Annotated in this window: 13 protein-coding genes and 1 pseudogene; 12 read left to right on the forward strand and 2 right to left on the reverse strand. The window is 70.3% G+C overall.

The features are described from left to right. Nucleotides 1-405 precede the first annotated feature (405 nt). From ABZV34_RS32855 to ABZV34_RS32910, 12 genes and pseudogenes are all read left to right on the forward strand, one after another. Nucleotides 406-1740 (forward strand): OFA family MFS transporter, encoded by a 1335-nt coding sequence (locus tag ABZV34_RS32855; RefSeq protein WP_356284845.1) that lies wholly within the window; start codon nucleotides 406-408, stop codon nucleotides 1738-1740. After that, nucleotides 1706-1843: a hypothetical protein gene (locus tag ABZV34_RS32860; RefSeq protein WP_187285946.1), complete on the forward strand. Its 138-nt coding sequence runs from the start codon at nucleotides 1706-1708 to the stop codon at nucleotides 1841-1843. The genes ABZV34_RS32855 and ABZV34_RS32860 overlap by 35 nt, the downstream gene beginning before the upstream one ends. 160 nt (nucleotides 1844-2003) lie before the next feature. Then, on the forward strand, nucleotides 2004-2951 hold the full coding sequence (locus tag ABZV34_RS32865) for a beta-ketoacyl-ACP synthase III (RefSeq protein ID WP_356284848.1): 948 nt from the start codon (nucleotides 2004-2006) through the stop codon (nucleotides 2949-2951). Nucleotides 2952-3247: 296 nt separating this feature from the next. After that, nucleotides 3248-3922: a GntR family transcriptional regulator gene (locus tag ABZV34_RS32870; protein ID WP_356284851.1), complete on the forward strand. Its 675-nt coding sequence runs from the start codon at nucleotides 3248-3250 to the stop codon at nucleotides 3920-3922. 229 nt (nucleotides 3923-4151) lie between these two features. After that, nucleotides 4152-5333, forward strand: coding sequence for an ROK family transcriptional regulator (locus ABZV34_RS32875; protein WP_356284854.1), 1182 nt, complete (start codon nucleotides 4152-4154; stop codon nucleotides 5331-5333). A gap of 187 nt (nucleotides 5334-5520) precedes the next feature. Then, entirely contained in the window at nucleotides 5521-7038 is a 1518-nt protein-coding gene (locus ABZV34_RS32880; protein WP_356284857.1) for a sugar ABC transporter ATP-binding protein, read from the forward strand. After that, nucleotides 7035-8054 carry an ABC transporter permease gene (locus ABZV34_RS32885; RefSeq protein ID WP_356284860.1) on the forward strand — a complete coding sequence of 340 codons (1020 nt, stop codon included), beginning with the start codon at nucleotides 7035-7037 and terminating at the stop codon, nucleotides 8052-8054. Before ABZV34_RS32880 ends, ABZV34_RS32885 begins: the two co-directional genes overlap by 4 nt. A 20-nt stretch (nucleotides 8055-8074) precedes the next feature. Further along, nucleotides 8075-9124 (forward strand): substrate-binding domain-containing protein, encoded by a 1050-nt coding sequence (locus tag ABZV34_RS32890; RefSeq protein WP_356284863.1) that lies wholly within the window; start codon nucleotides 8075-8077, stop codon nucleotides 9122-9124. Between the two features lie 82 nt (nucleotides 9125-9206). Further along, the gene (locus ABZV34_RS32895; protein WP_356284865.1) at nucleotides 9207-10601 is read left to right on the forward strand and encodes a Gfo/Idh/MocA family oxidoreductase; all 1395 of its coding nucleotides are present in this window, start codon (nucleotides 9207-9209) and stop codon (nucleotides 10599-10601) included. A 2-nt stretch (nucleotides 10602-10603) separates the two neighbouring features. Then, complete coding sequence (locus ABZV34_RS32900; protein ID WP_356284868.1) at nucleotides 10604-11608, forward strand: sugar phosphate isomerase/epimerase family protein; 1005 nt, start codon at nucleotides 10604-10606, stop codon at nucleotides 11606-11608. A gap of 143 nt (nucleotides 11609-11751) precedes the next feature. Beyond that, nucleotides 11752-11931 (forward strand): annotated as a pseudogene (locus ABZV34_RS32905) (alkaline phosphatase family protein); the annotation flags it as partial. A gap of 103 nt (nucleotides 11932-12034) precedes the next feature. Continuing rightward, entirely contained in the window at nucleotides 12035-13219 is a 1185-nt protein-coding gene (locus ABZV34_RS32910) for a TIM barrel protein (RefSeq protein WP_356284892.1), read from the forward strand. A 165-nt stretch (nucleotides 13220-13384) separates the two neighbouring features. On the opposite strand, the gene ABZV34_RS32915 is transcribed toward ABZV34_RS32910, so the two are convergent. Together ABZV34_RS32915 and ABZV34_RS32920 are read right to left on the reverse strand one after the other, a co-directional pair. Continuing rightward, nucleotides 13385-14791: an OFA family MFS transporter gene (locus ABZV34_RS32915; protein ID WP_356284872.1), complete on the reverse strand. Its 1407-nt coding sequence runs from the start codon at nucleotides 14789-14791 to the stop codon at nucleotides 13385-13387. 1 nt (nucleotide 14792) lies between these two features. Further along, entirely contained in the window at nucleotides 14793-16181 is a 1389-nt protein-coding gene (locus ABZV34_RS32920) for an OFA family MFS transporter (protein WP_356284875.1), read from the reverse strand. Between the last annotated feature and the right edge of the window lie 202 nt (nucleotides 16182-16383).

Raw genomic sequence — 16383 nt, forward strand, 5'->3', positions numbered from 1 at the left:
GCCAAGCCTGCGATGGACAGGTTGATTAGCTGCTGACAGCTGCAACAAACCACACAAATTGACCAACGGCATCGAGGGAAATGAAATGGGCCCGGACCCCGAAGCTATGCCTCTCTCGTACGGCGGTTGAGCCACCGCACTCTTGACCACGCGCCGACGCCGCCCCGCCCGCTGGAACGCCCGCTCTCCGTCGTCACCGCCCAGGACATGAGCGTGACCCGGGACCGCGGCCCGGCGTGACGGCCGTACGGCCCGTGCCCAGGGCGTCCTGGTGGTCCGGTTCCGGCCGTCGCGCGTTCCCGAACGACCGTTCGTCGCACCATGGATACCGTTCACCGCATACGGTCGACGAGTTGACGCCGTACGGCTTCCCAACCGGACAACCGCTTCCTATCGTCCGGGATCATGAGTCCCCCCGTCGCGCCACCCGGCTGGAGCCGCTGGCTCGTCCCGCCCGCCGCCCTGTCGGTCCACCTCTCCATCGGCCAGGCGTACGCCTGGAGCGTCTTCAAGCCACCGCTCGAATCCGCGCTCGGCCTCAGCGGCACCCAGAGCGCGCTGCCCTTCCAGCTCGCCATCGTCATGCTCGGTCTGTCCGCCGCGTTCGGCGGCACCCTGGTGGAGCGCAACGGACCGCGCTGGGCCATGACCGTCGCCCTGGTCTGCTTCTCCACCGGCTTCCTGATCGCCTCGCTCGGCGCCGCCACCGAGCAGTACTGGCTGATCGTGTTCGGCTACGGCTTCGTCGGCGGGATCGGCCTGGGCATCGGCTACATCTCACCCGTCTCGACTCTGATCAAGTGGTTCCCGGAACGGCCGGGCATGGCCACCGGCATCGCGATCATGGGCTTCGGCGGCGGCGCGCTGATCGCCTCGCCGTGGTCCGCGCAGATGCTGAAGTCCTTCGGCTCCGACTCCTCCGGCATCGCCCTCGCCTTCCTCGTGCACGGACTGTCGTACGCCGTCTTCATGACGCTCGGCGTGCTGCTGGTGCGGGTGCCGCGCAGCGAGAAGCCCGTCGAGGCCCGCCCCGGCCCCCTCGACGGGGTGCAGGTCTCGGCGAAGAACGCCGTGCGCACCCCGCAGTTCTGGTGCCTGTGGCTCGTGCTGTGCATGAACGTGACCGCGGGCATCGGCATCCTGGAGAAGGCCGCCCCGATGATCACCGACTTCTTCGCGGACACCTCCACCCCGGTGTCGGTGTCGGCCGCCGCGGGCTTCGTGGCGCTGCTCTCGGCCGCGAACATGGCGGGCCGGATCGGCTGGTCCTCCACGTCCGACCTGATCGGGCGCAAGAACATCTACCGTGTCTACCTCGGCGTGGGCGCGCTGATGTACCTGCTGATCTCGCAGTTCGGGGACTCCTCCAAGCCCCTGTTCATCATCTGCGCGCTGGTGATCCTCTCCTTCTACGGGGGTGGCTTCGCGACCGTCCCCGCGTACCTCAAGGACCTCTTCGGCACCTACCAGGTCGGAGCGATCCACGGCCGGCTGCTCACCGCCTGGTCCACGGCCGGTGTCCTCGGCCCGCTGATCGTCAACTGGATAGCGGACCGGCAGAAGGACGCGGGCAAGCACGGCGCCGCGCTCTACGACACCTCGTTCCTGATCATGATCGGACTGCTGGTCGTCGGCCTCGTCGCCAACGAACTGATCCGCCCGGTCCACGCCCGCCACCACATCCCCGCCCCGAGGGAGGCAGCCGATGACGACTCCGTCCAGTCCCAGCAGTCCGCCTGACCGGCGTCCCCTGATCGCCTTCTCCTGGCTCTGGGTGGGCGCACCGCTCTGTTACGGCCTGTACGAGCTCGTTCTCAAGGTCAAACAGCTGTTCACGGGGTGAGATCGGGGCGTCCGTGCGGACCGGGCCCGCGCGTCCCGGGGGTCTGACAGAAGCCGACAAGCCTGGCGTCGCTTTCCTGTGGCATCACCTGACGTCGTACCCATGGGTCACTGATCAGACTGGAGGATCTCGCTACCCAAGGCAACGAGGGAGACCCCCCATGAACGGCTCACGCATCGCGGCCGTCGGCCACTACCAGCCCGCCAAGGTCCTCACCAACGAGGACCTGGCGGGCCTGGTCGACACCAGTGACGAGTGGATCAAGAGCCGGGTGGGCATCCGTACGCGCCACATCGCCGGACCCGACGAACCCGTCGACGAGCTGGCTGGGCACGCCGCCGCCAAGGCGCTCGCCGCCGCCGGACTGGCCCCCGCCGACATCGACCTCGTGCTGGTCGCCACCTCGACGGCCGTCGACCGCTCCCCGAACATGGCCGCCCGGGTCGCGCACCGTCTGGGCATCCCGTCTCCCGCGGCGATGGACGTCAACGTGGTCTGCGCGGGCTTCACCCACGCGCTCGCCACGGCCGACCACGCCGTGCGCGCGGGGGCGGCGACCCGGGCCCTGGTCATCGGCGCGGACAAGATGTCGGAGGTGACGGACTGGACCGACCGCACGACCTGCGTCCTGGTCGGGGACGGTGCGGGAGCGGCCGTGGTCGAGGCCGCGGCGCCGGGCGAGGAGCCGGGGATCGGGCCGGTGCTGTGGGGCTCGGTGCCCGAGATGGGGCACGCCGTACGCATCGAGGGCACCCCGGCGCGGTTCGCGCAGGAGGGCCAGAGCGTCTACCGCTGGGCGACGACCCGGCTCCCGGCGATCGCCCGGGGGGCCTGCGAGCGGGCCGGTCTCACGCCCGAGGAACTCGCCGCGGTCGTCCTCCACCAGGCGAACCTGCGCATCATCGAACCCCTCGCGCAGAAGATCGGGGCCGTGAACGCGGTGGTCGCGCGCGATGTCGTGGACTCCGGCAACACCTCCGCCGCCAGCATCCCGCTCGCCTTCTCGAAGCTCGTCGAACGCGGCGAGATCGGCACGGGCGACCCCGTCCTCCTCTTCGGCTTCGGCGGCAACCTGTCCTACGCGGGCCAGGTCGTCCGGTGTCCCTGAACCCCGTGACCTGCGGCGCGGGACCGATGTGACGCGTCCGACCGTGCCACCCCCTGGTTTTTGTGCGCCGTAGACTGTAGACGAAAGACAATTGATACTGGCTTTCCGAAGAATCTGGCTCACCGGTGACCGCGGCGTCCGGCGACGGAGACGTTCCGGCGACGGAATCGCTTCCGAGACGGAATGACTACCGAGACGGAGATGTTCCGAGCGGTAGTTGTCCCCGGGCGGGAGTCGTCTCCGAGAAGGAGGCGTTCCGGCCGCTGGGTCCACCGTTGCCCAGGAGGGGGACCGCGATGTTGTCGACAGGACTGCCGCACGGGGCGGTGCCCAGGCTGGAGCGGCCCGGCCCGCTGCGTGACCGTGTCTACGAGGCGCTGCTCGAACTCATCACGACACGCGCCCTCCAGCCGGGCCAGCACCTCGTCGAGAGCGAACTCGCCGGACACCTCGGCGTCTCCCGGCAGCCCGTACGCGAGGCGCTGCAGCGGCTGAACACGGAGGGGTGGGTCGATCTGCGGCCCGCCCAGGGCGCGTTCGTGCACGAGCCGACGGAGGAGGAGGCCGACCAGCTCCTCACGGTCCGTACGCTCCTGGAGGCCGAGGCCGCGCGGCTCGCCGCCGCCCACACGGGTTCCGCCGGCATCACCGCCCTGGAGGAACTGTGCGCCGAGGGCGAGCGCGCGGTCGCCGCCGACGACGTGGACGGCGCGGTCGCGATCAACGCCCGCTTCCACGCGAAGGTCATGGAGCTGGCCGGGAACACGGTCCTCGCCGAACTGGCCGCCCAGGTCGACCGCCGGGTGCGCTGGTACTACACGCCGGTCGCCCGGCAGCGCGGCGGACAGTCCTGGACCGAGCACCGCGACCTCATCGCGGCCATCGCCGCCCGCGACGAACCCCGCGCCACCCAGGTCATGCGCGAACACACCGAGCACACGCGCAGGACGTACCACGAGCGCGAGAAGTAGCCGGGCCGCACAAGCCGGTTCGGGACGCGGACGCCCAGCGGGAACACGCCCGAACTCCGCACGCCCCGCTCTTTGTCCTCTCAGTGGGGAAAGTTGACGGCAATCTCTGCGCGACTTCTTCCCACACCCGGCAGCCACTGCTACGTTCCCCTCGAAAGCAAGCCATGGCGATGTGGCCACATCCCGTTGGACACAGGCCGATTGAGGCGGGGAGGGGCACGTGAGACGTATGACGGCTCGACCCGCGAACGCGCACCAGGCGCGGCTGCTGCGCCTGTTGCGAGACGGCGGCCCCAACTCCCGTGCCCAGCTCGGTGACCAGGTCGACCTCTCCCGGTCGAAGCTGGCCGTCGAGGTGGAACGGCTCCTGGAGACCGGGCTCGTCGTCGCCGACGGACTCGCCGCATCCCGCGGCGGCCGCCGCTCCCACAACATCCGGCTCGCCCCGGCGCTGCGCTTCCTGGGCGTCGACATCGGGGCGACCTCGATCGACGTCGCGGTCACCAACGCCGAGCTGGAAGTGCTCGGGCACCTCAACCAGCCGATGGACGTCCGTGAGGGCCCGGTCGCGGTGTTCGAGCAGGTGCTCGCCATGGCGGCCAAGCTGAGGTCCTCCGGGCTCGCGGAGGGATTCGACGGCGCCGGGATCGGTGTCCCGGGTCCGGTCCGTTTTCCCGAGGGCGTCCCGGTCGCACCGCCGATCATGCCGGGCTGGGACGGCTTCCCGGTCCGCGAGGCGCTCAGCCAGGAGCTCGGCTGCCCCGTCATGGTCGACAACGACGTGAACCTGATGGCGATGGGGGAGCAGCACGCGGGCGTCGCACGCTCCGTGGGCGACTTTCTCTGCGTCAAGATCGGTACCGGTATCGGCTGCGGCATCGTCGTCGGCGGAGAGGTCTACCGCGGGACGACGGGCAGCGCGGGCGACATCGGGCACATCCAGGCGGTGCCGGACGGCCGCCCGTGTGCCTGCGGGAACCGCGGCTGCCTGGAGGCCCACTTCAGCGGTGCCGCACTCGCCCGGGACGCCACCGACGCCGCCCAGCAGGGACTCTCGGCGGACCTCGCCGCCCGGCTGGACGCGGCGGGCGCTCTCACCGCCGTCGACGTGGCCGCCGCGGCCGCGGCCGGCGACGCCACCGCCCTCGACCTGATCCGTGAGGGCGGCAACCGTACCGGCCAGGTACTCGCCGCTCTCGTCAGCTTCTTCAATCCGGGCCTGGTGGTGATCGGCGGTGGGGTGACGGGCCTCGGCCACACCCTGCTCGCCGCGATCCGCACCCAGGTCTACCGTCAGTCGCTCCCGCTCGCGACAGGCAACCTGCCCATCGTCCTCGGGGAGCTGGGCCCGGCCGCCGGAGTCATCGGCGCGGTACGGCTCATCAGCGACCACCTGTTCTCGCCCGCGTAACCGCAGTCGTACGCGCACCCGCACCCGTACCTGTATCCGCAGCCGCACCCGTACCTGTACCTGTATCCGCATTCACGCCACGCGTTCCGCCGTCGCTGCTCTGTTCTGCTCCCCCGACCAGCTCCGCTCACCCCGCCGCTCCGCCCTGCCCTGAAACCGGCCCGCACGCCCGCCAAGGGGAACCGCCATGGCACCAGAACCACCGCTGCTCACCATGTCCGGCATCACCAAGTCGTTCCCCGGCGTCCGCGCCCTCGACGGCGTCGACCTGGACGTACAGGCCGGCGAGGTCCACTGTCTGCTCGGCCAGAACGGGGCCGGTAAGTCCACTCTCATCAAGGTCCTGGCAGGCGCGCACCAGCCCGACGACGGGACGATCGGCTGGCGCGGCGCACCCGTGGCACTCCGCTCCCCGATCGCGGCCATGCGCCTCGGCATCGCCACCATCTACCAGGAACTCGACCTGGTGGAGGGCCTGTCGGTGGCCGAGAACGTCCACCTCGGACACGAACCCACCTCGGCCGGCTTCGTCGTACGGGGAAAGGCGGCGCGCGTGTCGACGGCCGCGCTCCTCGAACGGCTCGGGCACCCCGAGATCGAGCCGGCCAGGCTCGTCGGTGAACTCTCCGCCGCCCAGCGGCAGATCGTCTCCATGGCACGGGCGCTGTCCCACGAGGTACGCCTCATCGTCATGGACGAGCCGTCCGCGGCCCTCGACCCCGACGAGGTCGACAACCTCTTCCGCATCGTCAGCGGCCTCACCGCGGACGGCGTCGCTGTCGTCTACATCTCGCACCGGCTGGAGGAGATCCGGCGCATCGGCGACCGCGTGACGGTCCTCAAGGACGGGCGGGCGGTGGCGGGCGGACTCCCCGCGAAGTCCACCCCGACCCGCGAGATCGTCGCGCTGATGACGGGACGCAACGTGGAGTACGTCTTCCCGGACCGGCCCCTCCGGGAGTCCGCCGCCGAGCCCGTGCTGCGGGTCCGAGGACTGGCCCGCACGGGGGAGTTCGCACCGCTGGACCTCGATCTGCGCCCCGGCGAGATCGTCGGTCTGGCCGGACTCGTCGGCTCCGGACGTTCCGAGATCCTGGAGACGGTCTACGGCGCGCGCAGACCTACCGCCGGCCAGGTCCACGTGGACGGACGGCCGTTGCGGCCCGGCAGTGTCCGCGCCGCCGTCCGCGCCGGACTCGGGCTCGCCCCCGAGGAGCGCAAGGCACAAGCCCTGCTGATGTTGGAGTCCGTCACCCGCAACGTCTCCGTGTCCTCCATGTCCCGCTTCGCCCGCGGGGGTTGGATCGACCGGGGCACGGAACGGGAAGCGGCGCGGGCGGCGACCCGTGAACTGTCGCTGCGCCCGGACAACCCGTCGGTCCCGGTCCGCACACTGTCCGGCGGCAACCAGCAGAAGGCGGTCCTGGCGCGCTGGCTGCTGCGTGGCTGCCGGGTACTCCTGCTGGACGAGCCGACGCGCGGTGTCGACGTCGGCGCCCGCGCCGAGCTGTACGCGGTCATCCGCCGCCTCGCCGACCAGGGGCTGGCCGTCCTGCTGGTGTCGAGCGAAGTCCCCGAGGTGCTGGGACTCGCCGACCGTGTGCTGGTGCTGCGCGAGGGCCGGGTCGTGCACACCGCTCCCGCCCGGGAGCTCGACGAACACCGTGTACTCGACCTCGTCATGGAAGGAAGTCCGGCAGCATGACGCAGCCCGTGTCCCCGCCCCGGGGCAGCACCGGCAAGGTGCCACCGATGGGCGAACTCCCCGCCTGGCGCTCGCTCGGTGCCCGCGCCGACGTGCGCACCCTCTCGCTCCTCGGCGTGCTCGTCGCCCTGATCGTCATCGGCGGCATCACCAAGCCCGACGAGTTCCTCGACACCAGGAACCTCCAACTCGTCCTCACCCAGGCCTCGGTGATCGGCGTGGTCACCGTCGGCATGACCTTCGTGATCACCTCGGGCGGCATCGACCTGTCGGTCGGCGCGATCGTCGCGCTCTCCTCGGTGTGGGCGACCACGGTGGCCACCCAGGAGTACGGCTTCGCGGGCATCCTCTTCACCGCGGTGCTGGTCGGTGTCGGCTGCGGTCTGGTCAACGGCCTGCTCATCGCGTACGGCGGCATGGTGCCGTTCATCGCGACGCTCGCCATGCTCGCCTCGGCCCGCGGCCTCGCTCTCCAGATCACCGACGGCAGGACCCAGATCGTCAGCGTGGACGGGATCCTGAAGCTCGGCGAACGCGACTCGTACGTACTGGGCGTCCCCCCGCTGGTCCTGGTCTTCGCCGTCGTCACGGTCATCGGCTGGCTGATCCTCAACCGCACCACCTTCGGCCGCCGCACGGTCGCCGTCGGCGGCAACGCCGAGGCGGCCCGGCTCGCCGGCATCGACGTACGACGACAGCGGCTGTATCTCTACCTGCTCTCCGGACTGTGCTGCGGCATAGCCGCCTTCCTGCTGGTCATCCTGTCCGGCTCGGGCCAGAACACCAACGGCAACCTGTACGAACTCGACGCCATCGCGGCCGCGATCATCGGCGGCACGCTGCTCAGCGGGGGCCGCGGCACCATCACCGGCTCCGTGCTCGGCGTACTGATCTTCACCACGATCACCAACATCTTCGCGCTGAACAACCTGCAGAGCGACGTCCAGCAGATCGCCAAGGGCGCGATCATCGTCGCCGCGGTCCTGGTCCAGCGGCGCACCGCAAGCACGACCTGACACGGGAAGGGTTCACCGCCATGCCAGCACCCACGCACGTCACCAGCCGCCGAGGACTGCTCCTCGGGACCGCCGCCGTCTCGGCCGGCGCCCTCCTGACCGGCTGCACCAGCAACGACACCAAGGACGAGAAGCCGGCCTCGGACGACCGGCCGGCCGCCGACGACAAGCCCGGCAAGCACGTCACCATCGGCTTCGCGGGCCCGCAGGCCGACCACGGCTGGCTCAACGCGATCAACGACAACGCCAAGAACCGCGCGAAGAAGTACGCGGACGTGACGCTGGAGATCACCGAAGGCTCCAACGACACCGCGGCGCAGATCGGCCAGATCGAGACGCTGATCAACAAGAAGGTCGACGTACTGGTGGTGCTGCCCGCCGACGGCAAGGCGCTCACCCAGGTCGGACTGAAGGCGATGCGCGCCGGAATCCCCGTCGTCAACCTCGACCGCATCTTCAACTCCCCCCAGGCGTACCGCTGCTGGATCGGCGGCGACAACTACGGCATGGGCCTCAGTGCCGGTCGCTACATCGGCGAGCAGCTCAAGGACAAGCAGGACGCCCGGGTCATCGAACTGGCCGGCCTCGACAACCTGGAGCTGACCAAGCAGCGCACCGAGGGCTTCGACGCGGCGCTGAAGAACTACCCGAACATCAAGAAGGTGGCCCGCCAGGCCGCCGAGTTCACCGTGGAGTCCGGTCAGGCCAAGATGTCCCAACTTCTGCAGGCGCAGCCGAAGTTCGACGCCCTGTGGAACCACGACGACGACCAAGGCGTGGGCGCGCTGCGCGCGATCGAGCAGGCCGGCCGCGACGACTTCGTGATGGTCGGCGGCGCGGGCGCGCTCTCCGCCTTCCAGGCCATCGAGGCGGGTAACAGCGTCCTGAAGGCCACCGTCCTGTATCCGCCGACCATGGCGGCGTCCGCGATCGACCTGGCCCGCGCGCTCGGCCAGGGCAAGGGGGTGAGCGGCCTTGCCGAGTTCGAGATCCCGGCCTCGCTCACGCTGTACTCCGCCGTCGTCGACAAGGACAACGTCGGCCAGTACATGTCCACCGGCTTCAAGTGATCCGCCGCGCCCACAGCCGCCACAGCGTCACGACGGCTCATGACGGCTCACGACGACTCACGACGATGAGGAGGACATCCGTATGGGAGAGCCGCACCAGGGCGAGCAGGCCGGGGCGGAGGCGGCCCGAGTGGATGAGGCCGCGGCGGCGGCACCCGCGGGGGACGGCGCTGTGAGAGGGGCGGCGCCGGGGGAGAGCCCGGTGCGGGAGACGCCGGCGGGACGCACCCCGGTACGGGGGTCCGGGGTGCGGGAGGCGGACAAGCCGGTGCTCGGCGTCGGCATGGTCGGGTACGCGTTCATGGGCGCCGCCCACTCCCAGGGCTGGCGCACCGTGGGCCGCGTCTTCGACCTGCCGCGCCGCCCGGTCCTCGCCGCCGTGTGCGGCCGTGACGCGGAAGCCGTCCGCGTCATGGCCGACCGGCACGGCTGGGCGGCGGCCGAGACCGACTGGCGTGCGCTGATCGCCCGGGACGACGTCGACCTCGTCGACATCTGCACCCCCGGCGACAGCCACGCCGAGATCGCGCTCGCCGCCCTGGCCGCCGGCAAGCACGTGCTGTGCGAGAAGCCGCTCGCCAACACGGTCGAGGAGGCGGAGGCGATGGCGGAGGCCGCCGAAGCCGCCGCCGCTCGCGGCCAGGTGGCCATGGTGGGTTTCAACTACCGTCGGCTGCCCGCGACCTCGCTGGCCAGGACCATGGTCGCCGAAGGGCGGCTCGGCACCCTGCGGCACGTACGGGTGACGTACCTCCAGGACTGGCTGGTCGACCCGGAGTTCCCGCTCACCTGGCGGCTGCGCAGGGAACACGCGGGATCGGGCGCGCTCGGCGACCTGGGGGCGCACATCGTCGACCTCGCCCAGTACCTGGCGGGCGAACCGGTCGCCGGGGTCTCCGCACTCACCGAGACCTTCGTGCGGCAGCGGCCGCTCCCCGCCGCGGCGTCGAGCGGTCTGTCCGCCGTGCCGGACGCGGCCGGCCTCGGCCTCGTGACCGTCGACGACGCCGCCCTCTTCACCGGCCGCTTCGCCTCCGGGGCCCTCGCCTCGTTCGAGGCGTCCCGGTTCGCCACCGGACGCAAGAACGCCCTGCGCATCGAACTCAACGGCGAACGCGGCTCGTTGGCCTTCGACCTGGAGCGGCTCAACGAACTCTCGTACCACGACCACACGGAGCCCGGCACCCACGCGGGCTTCCGCCGCATCCTCGTCACCGAACCCGACCACCCCTACCTGGAGGCCTGGTGGCCCCCGGGTCACGGCCTCGGCTACGAACACACCTTCACCCACCAGGCCCACGACCTGGTGCAGGCCGTGGCGGCGGTCCGGCGACCCGTGCCGTCCTTCGCCGACGGCCTGCAGGTACAGCGGGTACTCGCGGCGGTCGAGGAGAGCGCCGAGAAGAACTCCGTCTACACCCCCGTGGCCGTCACACCCGTGACAGCCGCCTCCCCAGCGGTTCGAGGAGACCTGTAGCCATGCCGCGCACCTTCACGCTCTTCACCGGCCAGTGGGCCGACCTGCCGCTCGAGGAGGTCTGCCGGCACGCCCGCGACTTCGGCTACGACGGGCTCGAACTCGCCTGCTGGGGCGACCATTTCGAGGTCGACAAGGCGCTCGCCGACCCCGCCTACGTCGAGTCCCGGCACGCACTCCTCGACAAGTACGGCCTCAAGTGCTGGGCGATCTCCAACCACCTGGTCGGCCAGGCCGTCTGCGACGCCATCATCGACGAACGCCACCGGGCCATCCTGCCCGCCCGCATCTGGGGCGACGGCGAACCCGAGGGCGTACGGCAGCGGGCCGCCGCCGAGATCGCCGACACCGCGCGCGCCGCCGCGGCCTTCGGGGTCGACACCGTCATCGGCTTCACCGGCTCGGCCATCTGGCACCTGGTCGCCATGTTCCCGCCCGCGCCCGAGCCGATGATCGCCCGCGGCTACGAGGACTTCGCGACACGCTGGAACCCGATCCTGGACGTCTTCGACGCGCAGGGCGTGCGGTTCGCGCACGAGGTCCACCCCAGCGAGATCGCCTACGACTACTGGACCACCCACGAGGCACTGAAGGCGGTCGACCACCGGCCCGCGTTCGGGCTGAACTTCGACCCCTCGCACTTCGTGTGGCAGGACCTCGACCCGGTCGGTTTCCTCTACGACTTCCGTGACCGCATCTACCACGTCGACTGCAAGGAAGCCCGCAAACGGCTCGACGGCCGCAACGGCCGTCTCGGATCACACCTGCCCTGGGGCGACCCGCGGCGCGGCTGGGACTTCGTCTCCGCGGGCCATGGCGACGTGCCCTGGGAGGACGTCTTCCGCATGCTGCGCTCCATCGGCTACACGGGCCCCGTCTCGGTCGAGTGGGAGGACGCCGGAATGGACCGGCTCCAGGGCGCGCCCGAAGCCCTGACCCGCCTCAAGACCTACGACTTCGAGCCGCCGTCGGCGTCCTTCGACGCGGCGTTCGGCGGCAACGACTAGAGCACAGCGCACGGTTCACATGCTTCCGGGGTGACGGCGCACCCCGGCGTACCGCACCCGCCCGCACGACCCGTCCCGCGCGAAGTCGGGCGCGTGGGCGTCGTCGAGCCGGTAGCAGTACGTGAACCAGGCGTCCGGTTCGGCGGCTCGTCGAGATCCACCGCATTCCCGGCTACGACCCGGCCGAACCGTTCATCGACCCCCTCGACCCCTACGCCGAGGTGAAGGCCGCCACGGGGCCTGCCCGCAAGAGGCTCGGACTGCGCTATCGCACGGCGGTCGGTCGTGCCAACGCGTCGCCGCGCGTCGCGCACCTGCCCGCAGGCCTCCGGCACGGGCCCGGGCAGCACCACGTCCTCCGGCACCCGGCACCGCTGCACACCGACCCGAAGGAGAGAATCCGTGACCGCGTTCAACGACGGACCCGTGTTCGACGACGGACCCGCGTTCAGCGACGAACCCGCAGTCGGCGACGCCCTGCGTCGCACGCTCGGCGTCAACCGCCGCCGCTTCACCAGCACTTGCACCGCCGCCGCGACCGCGGCGATCGCCGCACCCGTCCTCGGTGCCTCTCCGGCCGTCGCCCACGACCGGGGCAGAACCCACGGCCACGACCACGGCCACGGCGGTGACGTCCTCGTCCCCGAGAACCGGCGCGGCATCATCCTCTACACCGTCCGTGACGCTACGGGCCGCGACCCGCTCTCCACCGACCTGCCCTCCGGCTTCCGCGAGGTCTTCAAGCGGCTCTCCCGCTTCGGCTACCGGCAGGTCGAGTTCGCCGGGTACGGCCAGCACGCCAACGCCCCGGGCGGGGCGAACCTGGAGTCGGTGGGGGGCGCCAGGCTGCTGCGCTCCTGGCTCGACGACTACGGGTTGCGGGCCCAGGGCAACCACGGCTTCATACCGTCGTCCTGGCCGCTCACCACACCCGACCTGGACACCTTCAAGAAGCACCTGGAGATCGCCAACATCCTCGGCATGGCGCACGTGGGCACCGGCGGCGACCCCACCGGCAGCGCCTACCGGGCCGACTGGGACGCCGCGGCCGACAAGTGGAACGCGCTCGGCGGGATCGCCCGCCGGGCCGGCCTCAAGCTGTACACCCACAACCACGACGCGGCGTACGGCTTCCTGCTCGACGGGGGCCCGCTGGACGACCAGGGCCGGCCGACCCGCAGTTCGGGCGTCCGCAAACTGGAGTACTTCCTCAAGGCCACCGACCCGAAGGCGGTCTGGCTGGAGATGGACATCTTCTGGGCGCACGTGGCCCAGTACAAGTTCCCCACGTACACCGCCCACGACGGCTCCACCCGGGAGAAGATCTTCGATCCCGCGGGGCTCGTCGTCCGCAACAACGGGCGCTACCCGCTCTTCCACGCCAAGGACGGCGTAGTCGACACCACCAACGGGATGGGCTACGAGATGGTGCCGTTCGGCACCGGCGTCATCGACTACACGACGTTCTTCTCCCGTGTCGGCGACCGGAGTCACCACAACCCGATGGTCGAGCAGGACAACGCCCCGAGTGCCACCGACCCCGGGCAGTCACTGAAGCACGCGAAGATCGGCTACGACCACCTCGCCGCCCTCCGCGAGAAGCGCCGCTAGTGTCGGACGCCGCTCCTCGAAGGGCAGGCGTTGCCTGCCGCGGCACTGGACACGCCCCGGATCCGACGCGCCACGTCAGGCGGCCCTCCCCACACAGGTCACGTGGGGAGGGCCGCCTGATGTCCGTGGGACCGCGCATGTACCGCTGGGTGCCGCTATGTTCCGTCAGCCGGCCGGCCGCGGCTGTGGAGCGCCGCTCGGCTCGCCGTCGCGTCCCGGCTGTTTCAGCAGCAGCGCGATCGCCGCAGCCGCCATCGAGATGCCGCCGGCCAGCGCGTACGCGCCGTCGTAGCCCCAGGCGGCGACCACCATCGAGCCGAGACCGCCGCCGAACAGACCGCTGACCAGCTTCCCGCTGTACACCAGGCCGTAGTTGGTGGCGTTGTAGTTCTCGCCGAAGTAGTCCGGCGTCAGGGCCGCGAACATCGGGTAGAAGGCGCCGCCGCCGAACCCGGAGAGGAAGGCGAAGAACAGGAAGAGCCACTCGCTCCTGACGTTTCCGGCCCAGATCACGCCGAACTGCGCGAGTCCGAGGACGACGATGACGAACACCAGGGTCGGCTTGCGTCCCCAGGTGTCGGACAGCCAGCCCACCACGGCGCGGCCGATGCCGTTGATGACGGCCATGACGCCCATCGAGGACGCCGCCACCAGGGGACCGAAGCCCACCTCCTTGGCGAAGTCGACCTGGAAGGAGATCCCGAAGATCGACACACCCGCGGTCATCACGAGGGTGATCCACATCAGGGGGAGCACCCCCGTCCTGACGGCCTCCTTGGGGGTGTACTGCTTCACCGCGGGCGGGTTCTTGACGAGACTGGCCGCGGTCCTGGTGTCACCGCCGTGGGTCAGCGGGTCGATATCCGCCGGCCACCAGTTCTTCGGCGGGTCCTTGAAGAAGAAGGCGGTGGAGAGGACGACGATCATCACGTAGCACCCGATGAGGTCCAGGACGCGATGGTAGTTCCCGGTGTCGAACGCGTAGTTGAAGATGAAGATGAAGGGCAGGGAGCCGTAGGCGAATCCGCCGTTGACGAAGCCCGTTCTGGCGCCCCGCCGTTCGGGGAACCACTTGCCGACCATGTTGATGCAGGTCGCGTAGACCAGGCCCGAGCCGATACCGCCGATGACACCGAAGCCCAGGATGGCCAGCAGCACGTTGCTCAGGTGCGACAGGGCGAGGAAGCCGAGTACGCACATGAACGCGCCGATGTACATGGCCCGGCGGGCGGTCAGGACGCCCTTCTCCCGCATCCAGCCCGCCGGGAAGGCTATGCCGGCCTGGAAGAAGACCCAGACGCTCAGGATCCAGAAGGTGTTGCTCTGCGTCCAGCCGTGTGCGTGGGACAGGGTGTCCTCAGCCGAGCCGTACGCGTACTCGAAGACGCTGATGGCCATCATGGCGATCCACGGCAGGTACACCATGAACGTGCGTGAGTGGCCCAGGATGTCCCGGTCGGTCTCGCCGACCCGGTAGACACGGCCCCGGGCGTCGGTGACTTCACGGTACGAGCGGTTCGGGGCGCCGGCCTCGGCCGACGCGCCGTCGGTGGCGATGGGGTCCGCCGTCATGTCACGCCATCTCCTCGCCGAGCGGTTGCGGGTTGGGGACGATGCTCCGGGCCTTGGGGGTGCCCGGTGATTTCAGGAACAGCGCCAGCACGGCGGACGCCAGACCGATGGAGCCCGCGAGCACGAAGGCCCCGTGGTAGTCCCACGCGCCGACGACGACCGCGCCCATGCCGGAGCCCACCAGGCCCGAGATCAGCTTCGAGCTGTAGACCATCCCGTAGTTGGAGGCGTTGTTGTTCTCGCCGAAGTAGTCCGCCGTCATGGCAGCGAAGAGCGGGAAGATCGCCCCGCCGCCGAAGCCGGAGACCATGGAGCAGAACAGGAAGAACGGCATGCTGCCCATCTGGCCCGAGACCAGCACGCCGAACTGGGCGGAGCCCAGCACCAGACAGACGATGATCAGGGTGTTGCGGCGCCCGAAGCGGTCGGAGATCCAGCCGATCACGCCGCGCCCGGTGCCGTTGACGATCGCCTTCAGGGACATCGCGGTGGCCACGACCCCGCCCGCGAACCCCATGTCCTTGCCGAACGGCACCTGGAAGGCGATACCGAAGATGTTGATGCCCGCGGTGCACAGCAGACAGAACCACATCATCCACAGGACGGGTGTGCGGGCGGCCTCCTTCGGGGTGTACTGCTTCACCGCCGGCGGGTTCTTCTCCAGCGCCCGCCGGATCCTGGGGTCGGACGACACCTTCAGCGGGTCCACGTGCGGAGGCCACCACCCCTTGGGCGGGTCCTTGAAGAACCAGCCCGCGAACGCGACCACCGAGCAGCAGACCAGGCCCACCATCACCAGAACGGTCCGGTAGTTGCCCAGGTCCATGTACGAGGTGAACAGGAAGACGAAGGGCACCGAGCCGTAGGCGAAACCGCCGTTGACCAGGCCGGTCTTGCCGCCCTTGCGCTCCGGATACCACTTGCCGACCATGTTCACGCAGGTCGCGTAGACGAAGCCGGCGCCGATGCCGCTGAACATTCCGAAGCCGACGTAGGCGACGGCCACGTGCGGCGCGAACGCCAGCGAGAGATAGCCCAGCACCGTGCCCAGCGCGCCGAGCATCATGGCGTACCGCGCGGGCAGCCGTCCGCTCTCGCGCAGTTGCCCGGCCGGGAAGGCCACGGCCGCCTGGAAGAAGATCCAGACGCCCATCAGCCAGAAGATGTGCCCACTGCTCCACAGGTGGGCGTCGTGCAGGGTGTCCTCGGCGGAGGTGAACGCGTACTCCGAGGAACTGATGCCCAGCATCCCCATCCAGGGGAAGAGCACCATGGTCCAGCGTGGTCGCCCCATGATGTCCCGGTCGGTCTCACCGATGCGGTACAGGCGGCCGTTGCGATCCGTCACCTCCCGGTAGGGGACGGATGTCGATAGGTCGGTGGTCGTCATGTCGGTTCAGCACCCCTTGCGTCGAAAGATCTGGCCAGCGCCCCCTGTCCACATGCCTTTCGTGTGCGCACGGGTCCTGGGGGCGGGCGGCGCGCCCCCGCGGGCCCCCCCCCCCCGGGGGACCGCAAGGAACCCCCCCCCCCACGCCCCCCCCGCGCGGCCCCGCAGCCACCCCCCCATGGGGTGAGGCGCCCGGAGGGGA

The sequence above is a fragment of the Streptomyces sp. NPDC005195 genome, assembly GCF_040608315.1.
GTDB lineage: Bacteria > Actinomycetota > Actinomycetes > Streptomycetales > Streptomycetaceae > Streptomyces > Streptomyces kaempferi.

Coding starts and splice junctions, on each gene's coding strand:
- ABZV34_RS32865 (WP_356284848.1), top strand. CDS start 2,004: ATGAACGGCTCACGCATCGCGGCCGTCGGCCACTACCAGCCCGCCAAG.
- ABZV34_RS32900 (WP_356284868.1), top strand. CDS start 10,604: ATGCCGCGCACCTTCACGCTCTTCACCGGCCAGTGGGCCGACCTGCCG.
- ABZV34_RS32875 (WP_356284854.1), top strand. CDS start 4,152: ATGACGGCTCGACCCGCGAACGCGCACCAGGCGCGGCTGCTGCGCCTG.
- ABZV34_RS32915 (WP_356284872.1), bottom strand. CDS start 14,791: ATGACGGCGGACCCCATCGCCACCGACGGCGCGTCGGCCGAGGCCGGC.
- ABZV34_RS32880 (WP_356284857.1), top strand. CDS start 5,521: ATGGCACCAGAACCACCGCTGCTCACCATGTCCGGCATCACCAAGTCG.
- ABZV34_RS32885 (WP_356284860.1), top strand. CDS start 7,035: ATGACGCAGCCCGTGTCCCCGCCCCGGGGCAGCACCGGCAAGGTGCCA.
- ABZV34_RS32895 (WP_356284865.1), top strand. CDS start 9,207: ATGGGAGAGCCGCACCAGGGCGAGCAGGCCGGGGCGGAGGCGGCCCGA.
- ABZV34_RS32855 (WP_356284845.1), top strand. CDS start 406: ATGAGTCCCCCCGTCGCGCCACCCGGCTGGAGCCGCTGGCTCGTCCCG.
- ABZV34_RS32870 (WP_356284851.1), top strand. CDS start 3,248: ATGTTGTCGACAGGACTGCCGCACGGGGCGGTGCCCAGGCTGGAGCGG.
- ABZV34_RS32860 (WP_187285946.1), top strand. CDS start 1,706: ATGACGACTCCGTCCAGTCCCAGCAGTCCGCCTGACCGGCGTCCCCTG.
- ABZV34_RS32920 (WP_356284875.1), bottom strand. CDS start 16,181: ATGACGACCACCGACCTATCGACATCCGTCCCCTACCGGGAGGTGACG.
- ABZV34_RS32890 (WP_356284863.1), top strand. CDS start 8,075: ATGCCAGCACCCACGCACGTCACCAGCCGCCGAGGACTGCTCCTCGGG.